16 protein-coding genes and 1 riboswitch are annotated in these 17,890 nt (G+C 65.5%); of the genes, 5 read left to right on the forward strand and 11 right to left on the reverse strand.

Going from position 1 to position 17,890, the window contains the following annotated elements:
* Positions 1-3: 3 nt before the first annotated feature.
* From NJ75_RS18970 to NJ75_RS19015, 10 genes are all read right to left on the reverse strand, one after another.
* Positions 4-201, reverse strand: coding sequence for a hypothetical protein (locus NJ75_RS18970; protein WP_039337375.1), 198 nt, complete (start codon positions 199-201; stop codon positions 4-6).
* A gap of 65 nt (positions 202-266) precedes the next feature.
* Positions 267-962: a spermidine synthase gene (locus tag NJ75_RS18975; protein WP_039337376.1), complete on the reverse strand. Its 696-nt coding sequence runs from the start codon at positions 960-962 to the stop codon at positions 267-269.
* A gap of 54 nt (positions 963-1,016) precedes the next feature.
* A complete protein-coding gene (locus tag NJ75_RS18980) occupies positions 1,017-1,352 on the reverse strand; it encodes a DUF6481 family protein (RefSeq protein ID WP_039337378.1) in 336 nt (111 codons plus the stop codon).
* A 144-nt stretch (positions 1,353-1,496) separates the two neighbouring features.
* The gene (gene lpdA, locus NJ75_RS18985) at positions 1,497-2,897 is read right to left on the reverse strand and encodes a dihydrolipoyl dehydrogenase (protein WP_039337379.1); all 1,401 of its coding nucleotides are present in this window, start codon (positions 2,895-2,897) and stop codon (positions 1,497-1,499) included.
* A 119-nt stretch (positions 2,898-3,016) separates the two neighbouring features.
* On the reverse strand, positions 3,017-4,261 hold the full coding sequence (gene odhB / locus NJ75_RS18990) for a 2-oxoglutarate dehydrogenase complex dihydrolipoyllysine-residue succinyltransferase (RefSeq protein WP_039337380.1): 1,245 nt from the start codon (positions 4,259-4,261) through the stop codon (positions 3,017-3,019).
* A 28-nt stretch (positions 4,262-4,289) separates the two neighbouring features.
* On the reverse strand, positions 4,290-7,142 hold the full coding sequence (locus NJ75_RS18995; RefSeq protein WP_039337382.1) for a 2-oxoglutarate dehydrogenase E1 component: 2,853 nt from the start codon (positions 7,140-7,142) through the stop codon (positions 4,290-4,292).
* A 218-nt stretch (positions 7,143-7,360) separates the two neighbouring features.
* The gene (gene sucD, locus NJ75_RS19000; protein WP_039337384.1) at positions 7,361-8,245 is read right to left on the reverse strand and encodes a succinate--CoA ligase subunit alpha; all 885 of its coding nucleotides are present in this window, start codon (positions 8,243-8,245) and stop codon (positions 7,361-7,363) included.
* 117 nt (positions 8,246-8,362) lie between these two features.
* Positions 8,363-9,325 (reverse strand): malate dehydrogenase, encoded by a 963-nt coding sequence (mdh, locus tag NJ75_RS19005; protein WP_039337385.1) that lies wholly within the window; start codon positions 9,323-9,325, stop codon positions 8,363-8,365.
* Between the two features lie 326 nt (positions 9,326-9,651).
* Positions 9,652-9,951, reverse strand: a complete 300-nt coding sequence (locus NJ75_RS19010; protein ID WP_039337386.1) for a hypothetical protein — start codon at positions 9,949-9,951, stop codon at positions 9,652-9,654.
* Between the two features lie 258 nt (positions 9,952-10,209).
* The gene (locus NJ75_RS19015) at positions 10,210-11,382 is read right to left on the reverse strand and encodes a cell wall hydrolase (protein WP_039337388.1); all 1,173 of its coding nucleotides are present in this window, start codon (positions 11,380-11,382) and stop codon (positions 10,210-10,212) included.
* 179 nt (positions 11,383-11,561) lie between these two features.
* Positions 11,562-11,762, forward strand: a riboswitch (cobalamin riboswitch).
* 69 nt (positions 11,763-11,831) lie between these two features.
* Between NJ75_RS19015 and NJ75_RS19020 the strand changes: the two genes are divergently transcribed.
* The 4 genes from NJ75_RS19020 to NJ75_RS19035 all read left to right on the forward strand — a co-directional run bounded on the left by NJ75_RS19020 (position 11,832) and on the right by NJ75_RS19035 (position 16,442).
* Positions 11,832-13,763 carry a TonB-dependent receptor plug domain-containing protein gene (locus NJ75_RS19020; protein WP_052242650.1) on the forward strand — a complete coding sequence of 644 codons (1,932 nt, stop codon included), beginning with the start codon at positions 11,832-11,834 and terminating at the stop codon, positions 13,761-13,763.
* A 128-nt stretch (positions 13,764-13,891) separates the two neighbouring features.
* Complete coding sequence (locus NJ75_RS19025) at positions 13,892-14,752, forward strand: ABC transporter substrate-binding protein (protein ID WP_236727194.1); 861 nt, start codon at positions 13,892-13,894, stop codon at positions 14,750-14,752.
* Entirely contained in the window at positions 14,749-15,711 is a 963-nt protein-coding gene (locus tag NJ75_RS19030) for a FecCD family ABC transporter permease (RefSeq protein WP_039337390.1), read from the forward strand. Before NJ75_RS19025 ends, NJ75_RS19030 begins: the two co-directional genes overlap by 4 nt.
* Positions 15,711-16,442, forward strand: a complete 732-nt coding sequence (locus NJ75_RS19035; protein WP_082013473.1) for an ABC transporter ATP-binding protein — start codon at positions 15,711-15,713, stop codon at positions 16,440-16,442. Before NJ75_RS19030 ends, NJ75_RS19035 begins: the two co-directional genes overlap by 1 nt.
* Before the next feature lie 6 nt (positions 16,443-16,448).
* Here NJ75_RS19035 and NJ75_RS19040 read toward each other — a convergent pair whose 3' ends face one another.
* Positions 16,449-16,664 (reverse strand): hypothetical protein, encoded by a 216-nt coding sequence (locus NJ75_RS19040; RefSeq protein ID WP_039337394.1) that lies wholly within the window; start codon positions 16,662-16,664, stop codon positions 16,449-16,451.
* 263 nt (positions 16,665-16,927) lie between these two features.
* On the opposite strand from NJ75_RS19040, the gene NJ75_RS19045 reads away from it, so the two are divergent.
* Positions 16,928-17,857, forward strand: coding sequence for a HupA family protein (locus NJ75_RS19045; RefSeq protein WP_039337396.1), 930 nt, complete (start codon positions 16,928-16,930; stop codon positions 17,855-17,857).
* The last annotated feature ends 33 nt before the right edge of the window (positions 17,858-17,890 follow it).

Raw genomic sequence — 17,890 nt, forward strand, 5'->3', positions numbered from 1 at the left:
GGCTCAGTTGCCCAGCAGCGCTTCCAGTTTGCCCTTCAGCGCCTGGATGCGTTCTGCTGCTTCGGTGAAGGTCTTGACGTCTTCACGGTTGTTGTTGCCGCGCGCTTCCTTTGCCGCTTCGACATAGCCCTCAAGATCGGCTTCGAGCGCATCGATCAGGATTTCGGTCTCGTCTTCGGTCAGGGTCAGCTTGATGGCCATCGTGGCACTCCTTCGATTCAAACCCTGCGGTTACCGTCAGCAGCCGCAGGGCACAAACAAAAGGTTCAGGCTTTCGTCGCGAAGAAGATCACGTGGTGCAGCGGCTTGCGCCCTTCGCGCGGTTCTTCTCCCGCATCGACGCTGGCCACGTCGACGGTAAATCCCGCGTGCTCCAGCAACTCGACGAAAGCCGGGTCCTGAAACGCTGACCACACTGCCAGAATTCCGCCCGGCCGCAACGCCCGCGCAGCTGCCTGCAGCCCGTCGGGCGAATAGAGCCAGCCGTTGAGCGCCCGGGTCAGCCCTTCGGGGCCATTGTCGACATCGAGCAGGATCGTGTCATAGGCGTTGCGCGCTGCATCGATCAGCATGGCAACGTCGTCATGGACCAGTTGCACGCGGCTATCGTCAAGGCACCCGGCGGTCAGCACCGCCATCGGCCCGCGCGCCCACTTCACGATCTCGGGCACGATCTCGGCCACGGTGACGTGTGCCGTCTCGTCCAGCACTTCCAGCGCCGCCCGCAGCGTGAAGCCCAGGCCATACCCGCCGATCAGCATCTGCAGGTTTGAACGTCCTGCCAGCCGTGCGCAGGTCATTTCCGCCAGTTGCACTTCCGAAGCGCAAACGTCAGTGCTCATCAGCTCGTTACGGTCTAGCAGGATGACGAAGTCCTCGCCGTTCCGGACCAGCCGCAGCCGCGCGCCATCCGGCACGCGACACGTGTCGATCAATTCGTCACCGTCTTCGAGCTCCCACATCGGGGGAGGGGCTACAGGCGAGGTTCCTTGAACCGGGAGGGTGGCGTCCAACGCCTACTTCTTCCGCGCCTTGCGGGCGGCATAGCGGGCATCGCGGGCCGCCTTCTGCGCGGCTTCCAGCTCTTCCTTGCTCGGTGGAGGCGGCACGTTGGCCTTCTCGGCCGCGATCCGCGCCTTTTCCGCCTTCTCTTCCTCGCGCTTCAGGCGGGCCGCCTCGCGCTTTTCGGCCTCGGCCTTCTCCTTGGCCTCGGCGCGGGCAAGCTTCTCGGCCAGCACCGCCGGGTCTACCGGAGCCTTCGCCTTGGCCTTCAGCGCCTCGATAGCCTTGGCGCGTGCCTCGGCCGAAGCGTTGCGGCGGTCGCCGAGACCGGGTTCCTTGTATCCTGCCATGATATTCGTCTGCTTCCTCAATTCTTGCTTGGCCGCTAGCAGCGCAGGCCAAGGATGTCACGCTGCAACGCCGCAGTCGTTCCCGGCAAACGAAAAGGGCCGCCCCGAAGGACGGCCCCGTTCATCAATATTACCCGAGCGCGATCACATGTGGATCGGCTTGCCCGTCACGGCCATCGCCGCTTCCTTCAGCGCTTCCGAATGGGTCGGGTGCGCGTGGCAGGTATAGGCGATGTCCTCGCTGGTCGCACCAAACTCCATCGCCTGCGCGGCCTGCGCGATCATCGTGCCGGCGACCGAGGCAATGCACCATACGCCCAGAACGCGGTCCGTCTTGGCGTCCGAGATGACCTTCACGAAGCCGTCCGGCTCGTGGTTGGTCTTGGCACGGCTGTTTGCGAGCATCGGGAACTTGCCGACCTTTATCTCGCCTTTTTCCTTCGCAGCCTCTTCCGTAAGCCCAACGCCCGCGAACTCCGGCATGGTGTAGACCACGCCCGGGATCACGTCGTGGTTCACGATGCCCGTGAGCCCGGCGATGTTCTCGGCCACGGCAATGCCTTCGTCCTCGGCCTTGTGCGCCAGCATCGGACCGGGGATCACGTCGCCCACCGCCCATACGCCCGGAACCTTGGTGGCAAAGTCGTGGTCGGTCTCGATCTGGCCGCGCGCGTTCAGCTCAAGCCCGATCTTGTCGAGGCCGAGGCCATCGACATTGGGACGGCGCCCGATTGCCACCAGCACGCAGTCGGCCTCGATGGTTGCCGCCTCGCCACCCTTTGCAGGCTCGACAGTCAGCGTGGCCCTTCCACCATCCACTGCAACGCCGGTGACCTTCGTGCCGAGCTTGATGTCCATGCCCTGCTTCTTGAAGATCTTGGCCGCTTCCTTGCGCACGTCGCCGTCCATGCCGGGCAGCAGCTGGTCGAGGAATTCGACGACCGTGACCTTCGCGCCAAGGCGGCGCCACACCGAACCCAGCTCGAGCCCGATCACGCCGCCACCGATGACCACCATGTGGTTCGGTACGCGGTTCAGCGCCAGTGCACCGGTGCTGTCGACAATCACGCCCGCGTCGTTGTCAACGGTCACGCCCGGCAGTGGCGTCACGCTCGAACCGGTGGCGATCACGATGTTCTTCGCGGTCACCTTCTGGCCCGCCACGGTCACGCTGTACGCGTCCTCGAACGTGGCGTAGCCCTTGAGCCAGGTCACCTTGTTTTTCTTGAACAGAAACTCGATGCCGCCCGTGAGGCCCTTGACCGAATCCGCCTTCTGCGCCTGCATCGCATCCAGATCCAGCTCGACAGCGCCGGTCTTGATCCCATAGCTGGCGAACGTGCCGTTCTTCGCCTCGTCGAATTTCTCCGACCCGTGCAGCAGCGCCTTCGACGGAATGCACCCGACGTTGAGGCAAGTGCCGCCCAGCGTCTCGCGCCCTTCGGCGCAAGCGGTCTTCAACCCCAGCTGCGCCGCGCGGATCGCCGCGACGTAACCGCCGGGGCCACCACCGATGACAAGGACGTCGTAATCGTATTCAGCCATTTTCGGCCTCCGTTGCGCGGTCATGCTTCGACAAGCTCAGCACGAACGGCCTTGGATTCAAGTCATAGCACAACACCCGCTCATCCTGAGCCTGTCGAAGGATGCCGCGCAACACCACCTCAAAGATCGATCAGCAGCCGCGTCGGATCCTCGATCGCTTCCTTGATCGTCTTGAGCGCCGTCACCGCCTCGCGACCGTCGATGATGCGATGGTCGTAGCTCAGCGCGATATACATCATCGGGCGCACCACGATCTCGCCATTGCGGACAACCGGGCGGTCCTCGATGCGGTGCAGGCCGAGCACGGCCGACTGCGGCGGGTTGATGATCGGGGTCGACATCAGACCGCCGAACACGCCGCCGTTCGAGATGGTGAAGGTGCCGCCGGCCATGTCCGCCATGGTCAGCGTGCCGTCGCGCGCCGCCTTGCCGTAGTTGGCGATCGACTTCTCGATGTCGGCAAAGCTCAGCTTGTCGACATCGCGCACTACCGGCACGACCAGCCCGTTCGGAGCCGAAACCGCGACCGAGATGTCGACGTAGTCGAAGTAGACGATTTCATCGCCCTGGATCTGTGCGTTGACCGAAGGGATGTCCTTCAGCGCCAGCACCGAGGCCTTGGCGAAGAACGACATGAGGCCGAGCTTCACGCCGTGCTTCTTCTCGAACACGTCCTTGTACTTGGCGCGCGCTTCCATCACCGCGCTCATGTCCACGTCGTTGAACGTGGTCAGCAGGGCGGCGGTTTCCTGCGCGCTCTTCAGGCGCTTGGCGATGGTCTGGCGCAGGCGCGTCATCTTTACGCGTTCTTCGTTGCGACCACCGGAAATTGCAGCCGCTGGTGCTGCCGCAGGAGCCGAAACGGCCGGTGCGGGCGAGGCCTGCTTGGCCGCAGCCGCTGCCATCACGTCTTCCTTGGTCAGGCGCCCGTCCTTGCCGGTGCCCTTCACGGTCGAGGGGTCGATGCCGTATTCCAGCACCGCGCGGCGCACTGCCGGCGAAAGTGCAGCAGCATCGCCCGATGGCGCAGCAGCAGCGATCGGGGCAGCAGGCGCTTCCGAGGCCGAAGCGGGCGGAACCGGCGCTTCGGTGCGCGGGGCAGGGGCCTGTGCGCCCGCAGCCGCCACGCTGTCCTCGATCAGCGCCAGCAGCGCGCCGACGTTCACCGTATCGCCCTCGTTGGCCACCAGCGCGCCAAGCACGCCTGCCGCCGGAGCCGGAACCTCGACCGCGACCTTGTCGGTCTCGAGGCTGACGATCGGCTCGTCCAGCGCCACGGCTTCACCCGGCTTCTTCAGCCACTGGCCAACGGTTGCTTCGCTGACGCTTTCACCCAGCGTCGGAACCTTCACTTCAATCGACATAATTCACGTTCCTCGGGGAGAAGGAAAATCAGTGCTTCTTTTGGCGGCGGATCTCGCCACGAACCGAAAGGCCCAGCGCATCGGCCACCAGCGCGCCCTGCTCGCTGGCGTGACGGCTGGCGAGACCCGTGGCGGGCGATGCCGCTGCGGCACGGCCTGCATAACGGGCACGGGCAACCTTGCTCTTGGCAGCCTTGAGCGCGTCCTCGATCATGGGCTCGACGAAGAACCACGAACCGTTGTTGCGCGGCTCTTCCTGGCACCACACCACTTCCTCGAGGTTGGTCATGCGCGAAAGGCGCAAGGCCAGCGGCTCGCCGGGGAAGGGATAGAGCTGCTCGAGGCGGATGATCTGCGTGTCGGTGATTCCGGCGGAATCGCGCGCTTCGATCAGGTCATAGGCGACCTTGCCCGAACACAGGATGACCTTGCGGGTGTCCTTGTCGGCTGCCGGGTTGATGTCCGACAGGATGCGCATGAAGTGCCCGTCGCCGATGAAGTCCGAAGCGACCGACTTTGCCAGCGGATGGCGCAGCAGGCTCTTGGGCGTCATGATGATCAGCGGCTTGCGGAACGGACGGTGCATCTGCCGGCGCAGCACGTGGAAGTAGTTGGCCGGCGTGGTGATGTTGCACACCTGGATGTTGTCTTCGGCGCAAAGCTGCAGATAACGCTCCATGCGCGCCGACGAGTGCTCCGGACCCTGGCCTTCGTACCCGTGCGGCAGCAGCATCACGAGGCCGTTGGCGCGCAGCCACTTGGCTTCGGATGCGGCGATGTACTGGTCAATCACGATCTGCGCACCGTTGGCAAAGTCGCCGAACTGCGCTTCCCACAGCACGAGGCTCTTGGGGTCGGCGCTGGCATAGCCATACTCGAAGCCGAGCACGCCATATTCCGAAAGCGTCGAATCCAGCACTTCGAACGAGCCGTGCGGCAGCGTCTTCAGCGGAACGTACTTGCGCTCGTCCTTCTGGTCCACCCACACCGCGTGGCGCTGGCTGAAGGTCCCGCGGCCGCAGTCCTGCCCCGAAAGGCGCACGCCATAGCCCTCGGAGACGAGGCTGCCGAATGCCAGTGCCTCACCAGTCGCCCAGTCGAAGCCCTGGCCCGAGCTGAACATCTCGCGCTTTGCATCAATCACGCGTGAGAGCGTCTTGTGGACCGTGAGGTCCTCAGGAACGGTCGTCAGCGTGCGGCCGAGGCTGTCAAACAGCTTCTGGTCGATGCCGGTTGCCACGTTGCGGCGCGCGGTCACAGGATCGGCCGGCTTGTTCAGGCCCGACCAGCGTCCGCCGAACCAGTCGGCTTCGTTGGCCTTGTAGCCCTTGGCCGCCTCGAACTCGGTCTCGAGCGTCGCCACGAAGTGGCTTTCGATCTCGCCCTTGTAGTTGGCGTCGATCACGCCTTCGGCGACAAGGCGCTTGGCATAGATGTCGCTCACGCCCGGATGCTGGCGGATCTTCGCGTACATCAGCGGCTGCGTGAATGAAGGCTCGTCACCCTCGTTGTGGCCGAAGCGGCGATAGCACCACATGTCGACGACGATGTCGCGGCCGAACTTCTGGCGGTAGTCGATTGCCAGCTTGCAGGCGAAGGTCACCGCTTCCGGATCGTCGCCGTTCACGTGCAGGATCGGAGCCTGCACGCCCTTGGCCACGTCCGACGGGTACGGGGACCCGCGCGAGAACTGTGGGCTCGTGGTGAAGCCGATCTGGTTGTTGATGATGAAGTGGATGCAGCCGCCCGTATTGTAGCCGCGCACGCCCGAAAGGCCGAAGCACTCCCACACGATGCCCTGACCTGCAAAGGCTGCGTCACCATGGATCAGGACGGGCAGCACCTGCTTGTGGCGGGCATTGGGCCCCACATCGTCGCCGATGTCGTCGCGGAACACCTGCTGCGCACGCACCTTGCCGAGCACGATCGGATCGACCGTTTCAAGGTGCGAGGGGTTCGGCACAAGGCTCATGTGAACCTTGGTCCCGTCAAACTCGCGGTCGGTCGAGGTGCCAAGGTGGTACTTCACGTCGCCCGAACCGCCGACGTCCTCCGGGTTGGCCGAACCGCCCGAGAACTCGTGGAAGATCACGCGATAGGGCTTGGCCATCACGTTGGCGAGCACGTTGAGGCGGCCGCGGTGGGCCATCCCGTAGACGATTTCCTTGACGCCCAGCTGGCCGCCGTACTTGATCACTGCTTCGAGCGCCGGGATCATCGATTCCCCGCCGTCCAGGCCGAAACGCTTCGTGCCGACGTACTTCTTGCCCAGGAACTTCTCGTACTGCTCGCCACGTACGACGGCAGCGAGGATCGCCTTCTTGCCTGCAGGCGTGAAGTCGATCGACTTGTCGCCGCCCTCGATGCGGTCCTGGATGAACTTGCGTTCTTCCACGTCGGCGATGTGCATGTATTCGAAGCCGACATGTCCGCAGTAATTTGCACGCAGGATCGCGACGAGTTCCTCAAGCGTCGCCCACTCGAGGCCCAGCACGCCACCGAGATAGATCTTGCGCTTGGCATCGGCGGCCGTGAAGCCGTGATACTCGGGCGAGATGTCGGCCGGGAGCTTCTGACGAGCAAGGCCGAGGGGATCGAGGTCTGCCGCCAGATGACCGCGCACGCGATAGGTGCGGATCAGCGTCATCGCGCGGATCGAATCCATCGCCGCCTGCTGCAGCGCCGCTTCGTCCAGCGCTACGCCGCCCTTCTTGGCCGACTTCTCGATGACGAGTTTCAGCGCCATCGGGTCCATCGCCTGGGTCAGGTCGTCGCCCGCCGCGGCATCGGTGATCGGCCAGCGCTTGTTGGCCCACGAAGGGCCGGGCTGCGGACCTTCCTGTGCCGGATCCACGTCGAAATCGTGCAGTTCAGAACCCATCATCAACTCCTGGTCCCCCCGGGGAGGTTGGGGGCTTCGGACTTCTTCCGCTCCACTGACCGTGGAACCGACCCTTCCGGCGCTCGCCTTGAAAGACTTGCGCAAAAATCCATAACTGAGGCAGGCCGCTTCCGTTGCGGTGTCTACCCTGAAATCTTCAAGCATCCGCCCGGTGGCACCTTACGCAAGGTAACCTATCCGGGCGGTAGCTTTTGGCCTCAGCCCTTCAGCACCTCGGCCAGCGTCTCGCCCAGCAGCGAGGGCGAGGCGGAGACCTTGATGCCGGCGGCTTCCATGGCCGCGATCTTGCTTTCAGCATCGCCCTTGCCGCCCGAGACGATGGCGCCGGCATGGCCCATGCGGCGGCCCGGAGGCGCGGTGCGGCCCGCGATGAAGCCGGCCATCGGCTTCTTGCGGCCACGCTTGGCCTCGTCGATCAGGAACTGTGCGGCCTGCTCCTCGGCATCGCCGCCGATCTCGCCGATCATGATGATCGACTTGGTGGCTTCGTCGGCCAGGAACAGTTCGAGCACGTCGATGAAGTTGGTGCCGTTGACCGGGTCCCCGCCGATGCCGACAGCGGTGGTCTGGCCAAGGCCGATGGCCGAGGTCTGGAACACCGCCTCATAGGTCAGCGTGCCCGAGCGCGAGACCACGCCGACCGAGCCTTCCTTGAAGATCGAACCGGGCATGATGCCGATCTTGCACTGGTTGGGCGTCAGCACGCCGGGGCAGTTCGGACCGATCAGGCGGCTCTTCGAACCCGACAGCGCGCGCTTGACCTTGACCATGTCGAGCACGGGCACGCCCTCGGTGATCGCCACGATCAGATCCATCTCGGCATCGATCGCCTCGAGGATGGCGTCGGCGCAGCCCGAAGGCGGCACGTAGACGCACGAAGCGGTCGCACCGGTGACGGCCTTGGCCTCGGCCACGGTATCGAACTGCGGCAGGCCGATGTGGGTCGTGCCGCCCTTGCCGGGGGTCACGCCGCCAACCATCTGCGTGCCGTAGTCAAGCGCAGCCTGCGTGTGGAAGCTGCCGGTCTTGCCGGTCATCCCCTGCGTGATGACCTTGGTGTTCTTGTCGACGAGAATGGACATCAATCACTTCCGGATATTGCGTCCCCGCGAAGGCGGGGACCTCGGTGTTGTTACGCAACACCTGCGTAAACCGACTGAGGCCCCCGCCTGCGCGGGGGCGCACGTCATCCTACCAAATTAAGCCAGCGAGCTATCGATGCCCTTGCAGGCTTCCAGCAGCTCCTTGACCGCGTCGACCGAGACCTGGAGGTTCGACTTGGCTTCGTCGTCCAGCTCGATCTCGATCACCTGCTCAACGCCGTTCGCGCCGATCAGCACCGGCACGCCAACGTAGAGGCCGTCAACGCCGTACTGGCCATCGACGTAGGCAGCGCAGGGCAGGATGCGCTTCTGGTCATTGAGGTAGGCTTCGGCCATGGCGATGCCCGAAGCGGCCGGGGCGTAGAACGCCGAGCCGGTCTTGAGCAGGCCGACGATCTCGCCGCCGCCCGAACGGGTGCGCTGCACGATCGCGTCGATCTTCTCCTGGGTGGACAGGCCCATCTTGACGAGGTCGGGCACCGGAATGCCGTTGACCGTCGAGTACTGGGTGACGGGCACCATGGTGTCGCCGTGGCCACCGAGCACGAACGTGTTCACGTCGCGGATCGAGACGCCGAATTCCCAGGCGAGGAACGTGCTGAAGCGCGCCGAGTCGAGCACGCCGGCCATGCCGACGACCTTGTTGTGCGGCAGGCCGGAGAATTCGCGCAGCGCCCAGACCATCGCGTCGAGCGGGTTGGTGATGCAGATGACGAAAGCGTCGGGCGCGTTGTCACGGATGCCTTCACCAACAGCCTTCATCACCTTGAGGTTGATGCCGAGCAGGTCGTCGCGGCTCATGCCCGGCTTGCGGGCAACGCCTGCGGTCACGATGATCACGTCGGCACCGGCAATGTCGGCATAGTCGTTGGTGCCGGTAATCTTGGCGTCGAAGCCTTCGACCGGGCCGCACTGCGAAAGGTCGAGCGCCTTGCCCTGCGGCACGCCTTCGACCACGTCGAACAGGACGATGTCACCCAGTTCCTTCTGGGCGGCGAGGTGGGCCAGCGTGCCCCCGATATTGCCTGCGCCGATAAGCGCGATCTTCTTGCGTGCCATGCTCTACGGTCCTTTCCCGTTCGCGGGGACAAGCATACAAATGCCAGCAGAGCTTTCGCCCAGGTCCCTCCCGTGCCCCGCGAGACAGGAAGGTTCTGGCAGAATGAATCGGGCCCTAGGCCCGCGCGCACACGAATGCAACCGCGAAAACCCGCTATATCCGGGGTTTTTGTGATATCAGTTCGCAATAGCAAAAGGTCTGTTTCCGAGGTGTTGCACAACCTCGCAATGCAACGTCGGCGGGCAATCTATCCGACCAGCAAAAAGCCCCGGCGTCTCCGCCGGGGCTCCATTTTGTTTTTCCTCTCCGCAAACTCTTGCGCGGATCAGCTGCGCTTGCGCTTCAGGAAGTCACGCGCCATCCGCCGGTCGAGCGTCGCGCAGACCTCGACCCAGAATTCCACGCGGCTCGGCTCGCCGCTGCGTTCGGCAATGACCGCAGCGTCTCGTGCGCGCGCCGCCGCCGAGAAGCCATGGGCGGCAAACAGGCGCAGCGCGGCGTCCAGCGCCTCATCCTGACAGATCGAGCCTGCCCCATTGTCGTTTACCGCCCGCAGGTGCCGCGCCTGGATCCGTCGCGAAAGACAGGGGGAAATGATGCCGTAACGGGGGGCAAATCGCAGCATGGTGCCTCAACTCTCTGACGGCGCCGGGGACAATCGGTGCCGTTCTCCACGACCCCGCCCTAGACCCACCTGCGCTAAGAGTGTGTGTGACGACACGGTAAAGGAACGAATAACCATCCGTCCTGAAACGGTTTTGCGACGAGCGGAATGGAACAGGTCTGCGGAATCCCGAACCCGCTCGTCCTGAGCCTGTCGAAGGACGCAGGCGCAGCATCAGATGTCTCCACAAGCTCAGCATGAGCGGACTTCACCGTCTGCTCAAGCCCCCGGCTGCGCGATCCACTTGTTGGCGTTCTCGTACCCCGGCAGCACCGACCCGCTTCCCGAAACCGGCGCGCTGGTCGCGCCCGCCTTCACCCCCGGCAGCACTTGCGGGCGGACGAGGTTCTGCTGCGCCGCAGCTTGCGGAACCGCCGCCACCGGAGCAAGTGTCGCGGCAGCACCCGGCGCCACGATCCGTCCTTCCTCGAACGCCTTCTCCAGCGCCAGCGGATCGGCGATGTCGACGGGCGAGGGCGTCCATGTGCGCGGATGCGGCGCGGCAATCGGCTCGCCGCCGAGATAGCGCGCGGTGAACGCCGCCGGACGCCCCGCTGCCCCTGCCCAGCGATAGAAGCGATGCGCCCCGATCGTGCCGATGAACGAAAGGCTCGGCGCCCAGTAGGGATGCACCGCCGTCGTATGATAGTGTGTCGCCAGCCCCACCGGCGCATAGACATAGCCGGCCAAGGCATCGGCCGCCACGCGTCGCGCCCGGTCCCAGAACGCCTTCATCGGCTTCCTTGCCAGCGAGCCATCGCACGCGAACGAGAACTGGCAGCCCGGCCGCTCCGACCCTTGGTAGACTACGCCGCACACCGTGTTCGGCCATGCCGGATGCGCCACGCGGTTGAGCACCACTTGCGCCACCGCGCGTTGCCCGCCGTCAGGCTCGCTCGCCGCCTCATAATAGATTGCTGCGGTCAGGCACTGCAGAGCCCGCCAGCGGTCCTCGCTCGACCCGGCCGCCGACACCGGACGGGCCGAGTGGATCTCGGCATCCGAATGGCTCTGGTCCCATTTCGCCTGCGCTTCTGTCGGCGCGATCAGTCCGCTGTCGCTGGTGTCGAGCCAGTAGAACGCCGAGCCCGGAAAGCTGTCACCCCCGCGCTCGAACGGTTGCAGTCCCGCCATCTGCGCGCGCGCGACAGCCGCTTGAACGCCGCCCGGTTCGCCCCACCCGGTCGGCCCGAGCAGCAGACCCAGCACGCCGAACATCGCCACGCCGCCCAGCCGCTGCCGCATCAGCGAAGGCGCGCGCAAGGCGTTGCGGATCGAGCGCATATCCCGGCGCCGGATCCGCGCCGCAAAATCGCGCGGACGCTGCTCGCCATAAGCCGTCGCTGCCACGCCGGGCAGTTCGATCGGGCGATAGGCAAGCTCGAGAGGCATGGGGCTGGGCTGAATCCTGAAAATCCTCAATTGCGCTAACCTTTTGCGCCCCCTCGCGCACGGCCGCATTTCCCGCTGTCCCGATGCGGCACAAGCTCCTGCGATCCGGTTAACCTCCACCGCCGACTTGCCCCGAAGTACGTAGTTCCTCTTGCAGCGCAGCAAAGTTCCCGCTAGTTCCCCGCGCCGACGCCAACGGTGCCCGGTAACACGGGCTAAGAGGGAAGCCGGTTCCAATCCGGCGCTGCCCCCGCAACTGTAACCGGAGAGCGCGCTGTCCAGTGATGCCACTGGTGCCGGATTCGATCCCCGGTACTGGGAAGGCGGGCAGCGGGCGATGACCCGGGAGCCAGGAAACCTGCCGATGGTAGTCGTTCCGCGGCCGGGCGGGGTGTACCGGGCGCACGCGACGAGGCGCGCCAGATTCATGGCCCAGCGCACCTCTCGCCATGGACGGCATCAACCGTTCGTGGCCGGAGTTGCGTCCTGTGAAGAAGTACCTGCTTTCCGTTTCTGCCCTTACCCTTGCGACGCCTGCGCTTGCCCAAGGTACGGACGACGTCGTCGTGGCTGACTACAAGATCGACCCGGCAACCATCACCGTCATTGCCACCGGCAGCGAAACCCCGCTCAGCAAGACCGGCCAGCCCGTCACCGTCATCACCGCCGACGAAATCCAGTCGATCCAGGGCCCCGACATCACCCGCGTCCTCGAACGCGTCCCCGGCCTGACAATTACCCGCAACGGCGGCCCCGGCAGCTTCACCGGCGTGCGTCTGCGCGGCTCGGATGCCGAGCAGGTCCTCGTCCTCGTCGATGGCGTTCGCCTCGAAGACGTCTCGGCCCCCTCGGGCGGCTTTGACTTCGGTACGCTGACCCCCGGCGGCGTCGAGCGGATCGACGTGCTGCGCGGCTCCAACTCCATCGTCTGGGGCAGCGCGGCCATCGGCGGCGTGATCGCGGTCCAGTCGCGCGATCTCAACGGCATTGAAGCCAGTGCCGAACTGGGCGCGAACGACAGCTATCTCGCCGATGCTGCAGCAGGCATCGCGTCAGACTTCGGTGCGCTCACCCTCAACGGCGGCTACAGCCGCAGCGATGGCGTCTCGGCCGCAGCGGTCGGCACCGAGCCCGATGGCTTCCGCCAGTGGCGCGTCGGGGGAAGGGGCCGCGTGAACCTGTCGCAAGACCTCGCGATCGTCGCCACTGCCCGCTACGCCGACACCCGCACCGACATCGACGGTTTCGGCCCGCCGACCTACCTCGTGTTCGGCGATACCCCCGAATACCAGACCACCCGCCAAGCCTCGGGCCGCGTCGGCCTGCGCTACACCGGCAGCAATCTCACGCTCAACACCGGTTTCGCGATCTCGGATACCAAGCGCGACTACTACGACCCGACCTTCGGCACTGATCCGTCCTACGGCTACAAGGGCCGCTCGGAGCGCGTTGACCTGACGGGCCGCGTCAACCTGCCTGCCGATTTCACGCTCGATTTCGGCGGTGACAGCGAATGGACGCGCTTCTCGAGCACTTTCGATGCACAGGCCAAGGCCAACCTCACCTCGGGCCACGCCCTGCTTGGCTGGAGCAGCGATCGCGCCAGCCTCGCCGCCGGTGTCCGCATTGACGATCACAGCCGGTTCGGCACGGCCTGGACCTTCGGTGCCAACGGCGCGTTCGAATTGGTCGATAACCTCCGCCTGCGCGCCAGCTATGGCGAGGGCTTCAAGGCCCCGACGCTCTACCAGCTGCTTTCAAACTATGGCAACGCCGCGCTCAACCCCGAACGCAGCAAGAGCTACGACGCCGGCCTCGAATGGGGCGCGCCCTACGGCAAGCTTCACGCCGCGGTCACGGTCTTCCGCCGCGATAGCCGCAACCTGATCACCTTCGTATCTTGCGCCAGCCTCAACGCCTGTGCCACGCGTCCTTTCGGCCTCTACGACAACGTCGGCCTTGCCCGCGCACAGGGCGTCGAAGCCGAACTCGGCGCGCGTCCTACCGACACGCTCCACCTGCAGGCCGCATACACCTACCTCGAAACCGAGAACCGCACGCGCGGCACCGCCAACTTCGGAAAGGACCTCGCGCGCCGTCCTGCCCACGCGCTGACCCTCTCGAGCGACTGGACATCTCCCCTCGCAGGCCTCACCCTCGGTGCCGACTTGCGCCTCGTCGGAGACAGCTTTGACAACGCGTCGAACACCCGCCGCCTCGATGGCTACGCGTTGACCACCGTGCGCGCCAGCTTCCCCCTGACCGAGAAGGTGGAACTCTACGGCCGTGTCGAGAACGTGTTCGACGTGAATTACCAGACCGTCGCCGACTACGGCACCTGGGGCCGCTCTGCCTATATCGGCATCCGCGCGAAGTACTGATGGCGAGGCGTTTCGTCTCGCTGGCGAAACGCCTTCTGCTCCCCTCCCGCATGCGGGAGGGGGTGGGGGAGGGCATGTTCTCCCGAACCCCCCTCGCCAGAACGGCCCTCCTCCTCACTGCCGCCGCCTTGAACAGCTGCATCCCCCAAGGCAAGGCCACTCCCGAATCCCGCGCAACCGCGCACCCGACCATCGTCAGTCTCAATCCCTGCACCGACGCGATCCTCGCCGAAGTGGCAGATCCGGCGCAGATCCTCGCCATTTCGCACTACAGCAAGGACCCCCGTTCCGCCTCGATGGACGCGCGCCTCGCAAGCGTCCTCCCGGCCACGCGCGGCACGGTCGAGGAAGTGCTGGCACTCAAGCCCGATCTCGTGCTCGGCAGCACGTTCATCGATCCCGCCACGGCCAGCGCCTACCAGCGCCTTGGCCTGCGCCTCGAAACCCTCGGCATGGCCAGCACCATCGAGGCCAGCCAGGAGCAGATCCGCCAGATCGCCACGCTCTCCGGCCATCCGGAGCGCGGCGAGGCGCTGATCGCCCGGATCGACGCCGCACTTGCCGCCGCAGCACCGCCAGCCGGAGTGCGCCCTATCGAGACCGTCGTATGGCAGTCGGGCGGCATGGTCCCCGGTGATGGAACGCTGATCGCAGATCTTTTGCGTCGCACTGGCTACACCAATTTCGCCGCTGCCCGCGGGCTCGGCCAGGCCGACCTGCTCCCGCTCGAAAAGATGCTGGCCGACCCGCCCGAACTGATCCTCGTCGCCGGGCAGAGCGCCGAGACCGGAAAAGGCGACGACCGCGTACTGTCACATCCCGCGCTGAAGGCGCTCAAGTCCACCCGCCGCGAGCGCCTCGATCCGAAACTCCTCTACTGCGGCGGCCCCACCCTGATCGCCGCCGCGCAAAGGCTGGCGCAAGTCCGCAATTCCTCCCCGGCAGGGGGAGGGGGACCATCGAAGGTGGTGAAGGGGCACTCGCGGTGACCCGCCCCGTCATTTCCCTTTGCGCCGCCCTGGCACTGGCCCTCCCGCTCTCGCTCCTCGCCGGGCAAGTGTGGATCGACCCCTTCGGCGCCCCCGTCCCCAACGCCACTGCGATCCTCATGGAATTGCGCCTGCCCCGCGCGCTTCTTGCCCTGACGCTCGGCGGGGGCCTGGGCGCAGCGGGCGCGGCCATGCAAGGCTACCTGCGCAACCCGCTGGCTGACCCCGGCCTCTTCGGCATCGCCCCGGCTGCAGCGCTCGGCGCGGTCCTCTCGTTCTACACCGGCTACGAAACGCAAGCGCTCACGCTCCCGCTCTTCGCCCTCGTCGGAGCCGCCGGAGCCATGGCCCTGCTTGCCCTGATCGCCGGGCGAAGTGGCGGCATTGCACTGTTCACGCTGGCGGGCATGATGATCGCCAGCCTTGCCGGGGCCATGACCAGCCTTGCCATCAGCCTTTCGCCCAATCCCTTCGCCCTGTCCGAGATCGTCACCTGGCTGATGGGGGCGCTGGCCGATCGCGGCTGGCACGAGGTGCGCCTGGCTGCCCCGCTGACCATCCTCGGCCTCGCTGCCCTGTGGCGCGCCGGCCCCGCGCTCGATGCCCTTGCCTTGGGCGAGGCCGCCGCCCGCTCTCTGGGAGTCGAACCTGCGCGCCTTCTTGGCATCATGATCGTCGCCATCGGCCTGATCGTCGGCAGCGGGGTCGCGGTGGCGGGCATGATCGGTTTTGTCGGCCTGATGGTCCCGCACTTCGTCCGCCCGTTCACCGACCAGCGCCCCTCGGCCACGCTCCTCCCCTCCGCCCTTGCCGGAGCGCTGCTGCTGCTCGTCGCCGATTGCCTGTGCCGCGTCCTTCCGCTGCAAGGAGGCGAGCTGCGCCTCGGCATAGCGCTCAGCCTTGCCGGCGCGCCGTTCTTCCTGCGCCTGCTCCTCAAGCTGCGGAGGGAACTGGCATGATGCTCGAAGCGCTTGGGCTGAACATCCCCCACCGCCTGCAGGGCGTCACCGCGCAACTGCGCGCTGGCGGTGTCACTGCCATTGTCGGTCCCAACGGTGCAGGCAAGTCCACGCTGCTTGCCGCGCTTGCCGGCCTGATCGAGCCCGCAACCGGCACCGTCACCCTTGCCAGCCAGCCGCTGGCGCAGATGCTGCCGCAGGAGCGCGCGCGCCGCATCGGCTATCTTCCGCAATCGGGCGAGGTCGCGTGGAACCTCTCGGTCCGCACGCTCGTCGGACTTGGCCGCCTGCCGCACCGCGCAAGTCCCGCCGAGGATGGCGAAGCCGTCGCCCAGGCCATCGCGACGATGCAGCTCGAACCTCTGGCCGAGCGCTCGCTGTCCACCCTGTCAGGGGGCGAGCGCGCCCGCGCCCTGCTTGCCCGGGTGCTCGCCACGAAGCCGCGCTGGATTCTTGCAGACGAACCGCTCGCCGCGCTCGATCTGGCCCACCAGCAGGCCTTGATCCAGCGCCTGCGCGGGCTCGCGGAAGAGGGCAGGGGAGTCGTGCTCGTCGTCCACGATCTCGCCCTGGCGATGAACCATGCCCATCACGTGGTCGTGCTCGACAGGGGCCGCATCGCTGCACAGGGCAAGCCACGCGATGCTCTCTCGCAGGAGGTCATCGCCCGCGTCTGGAATCTCGATGCACGCTGGCTGGGTGAGCCCGGCCACATGGCGCTGGCGATGTAGAAGGCGCTAGGCCGCGGTCGGGGCGATCTGGTCGTTCTCGTGACGATGCTCGGTCATCGCGGCGGCAAAGTCGGCTGCGAAATAGGCGGCAAAGCTCTCGCGCACCCGCATCGAGATCGCCGGACGATCCTCGCGCGCGCCAGCGCTGCGGCAGAACAGGCTCTGCGCCGGCGGGTTGCCGGATGCTGCCGGAATTGCTGGCAATGTACGGTCGGCGCTCATGCTTGGTGGCCCTGAAACCCTATCTTTGGTTAGCAGGCCCTAGCAAAGTTTCGTCACGCACGATTGTATGGTTTCGACAAACTTACGTAGTTTGCCGACGAAATTTCCCCCCAGCGTGGCCATCATGCACCTTTGCGCACGCAAAGATTGTGATGAAAATCACATGCTTGGCCTGTCTTTACGTTCGCACCCTTACGGGTTTGCCTCTAGTCCTTGTCATCAGGTTGCCCGGTGCGGAGATTCGGGCAGCAACAGAGGGCAACATGATCACGACGCTGCGCAACGCCACCGCCACCCTTTCGCTTGCAACCTTGCTGGCCTCCTGCGGCGGCGGCGATGGCGGCGGCATGGCATCCACGCCTCCGCCGGTCACATACAAGACGCTTGCCGAACTGTCCGGCGATCAGACCTTCCAGTCGGGCGGAATTACTGGCGTGCCCGTCGGCCCGGAACTCAGGAACCAAAGCACCCTTGCTTTCGGCCAGGGCGTGGAGATCAGGTATTCGGCCGCGACCGATTCCTACAACCTCAACAACGGCAGTGGCCTAGTTGTCGAATTTGCGCCCGCGCAGGTCGTCAATCGTAACGATACGACCGTCACCTGGCAGAAGCCTGCCGGCAACGGCGCTGTCGATTTTCTTTCAATCTCCAATCCCAGCGTCAACGGTGTGAAGCTCAGCTACGCGCTGTTCGGCAACTGGACGCATTATCAGCCGGGAGCGGACCGATCTTACAGCCTTGTCGGCGGCGTGCCCACCCAGGCCACCGATGTGCCGCGTAGCGGCAGCGCCACTTATGCGACCCAAGTCGTCGGGCTCGCCGCCAGAAGCGGGCAGGGCTACTACCTGATTGGTGAATCGACCGGCACATTCTCGGCCAATTTCGGCAGCAATTCGGTCAGCACCAGCCTGACGCTCGCGGGCAAGGCACCCAACAGCACCGTGGTCACCTCGTTTGGCAATTTCAACGGCACCGGCACGATCAGCAGTTCCGGCCCGGGCTTCACCGGCACGCTTTCGGGAAGCAACGCTTCGGGCGCCTTCAGTGGTGCATTCTTCGGCCCGCGCGGGATCGAGGCTGGCTACACCTTCTTCCTCAATGGCACCACTGACACCACGCTCAGCATTCAGGGCGCTTTGTTCGGCAAGAAGAACTGGATGCCTCGAAAAACCTCTGGCGTTGAGGGGCACTGAGTGATTCACTGCCTTTGTGGATGAGCGGAGGCG

Source organism: Novosphingobium subterraneum, assembly GCF_000807925.1.
In the GTDB taxonomy this organism is placed as follows: domain Bacteria; phylum Pseudomonadota; class Alphaproteobacteria; order Sphingomonadales; family Sphingomonadaceae; genus Novosphingobium; species Novosphingobium subterraneum.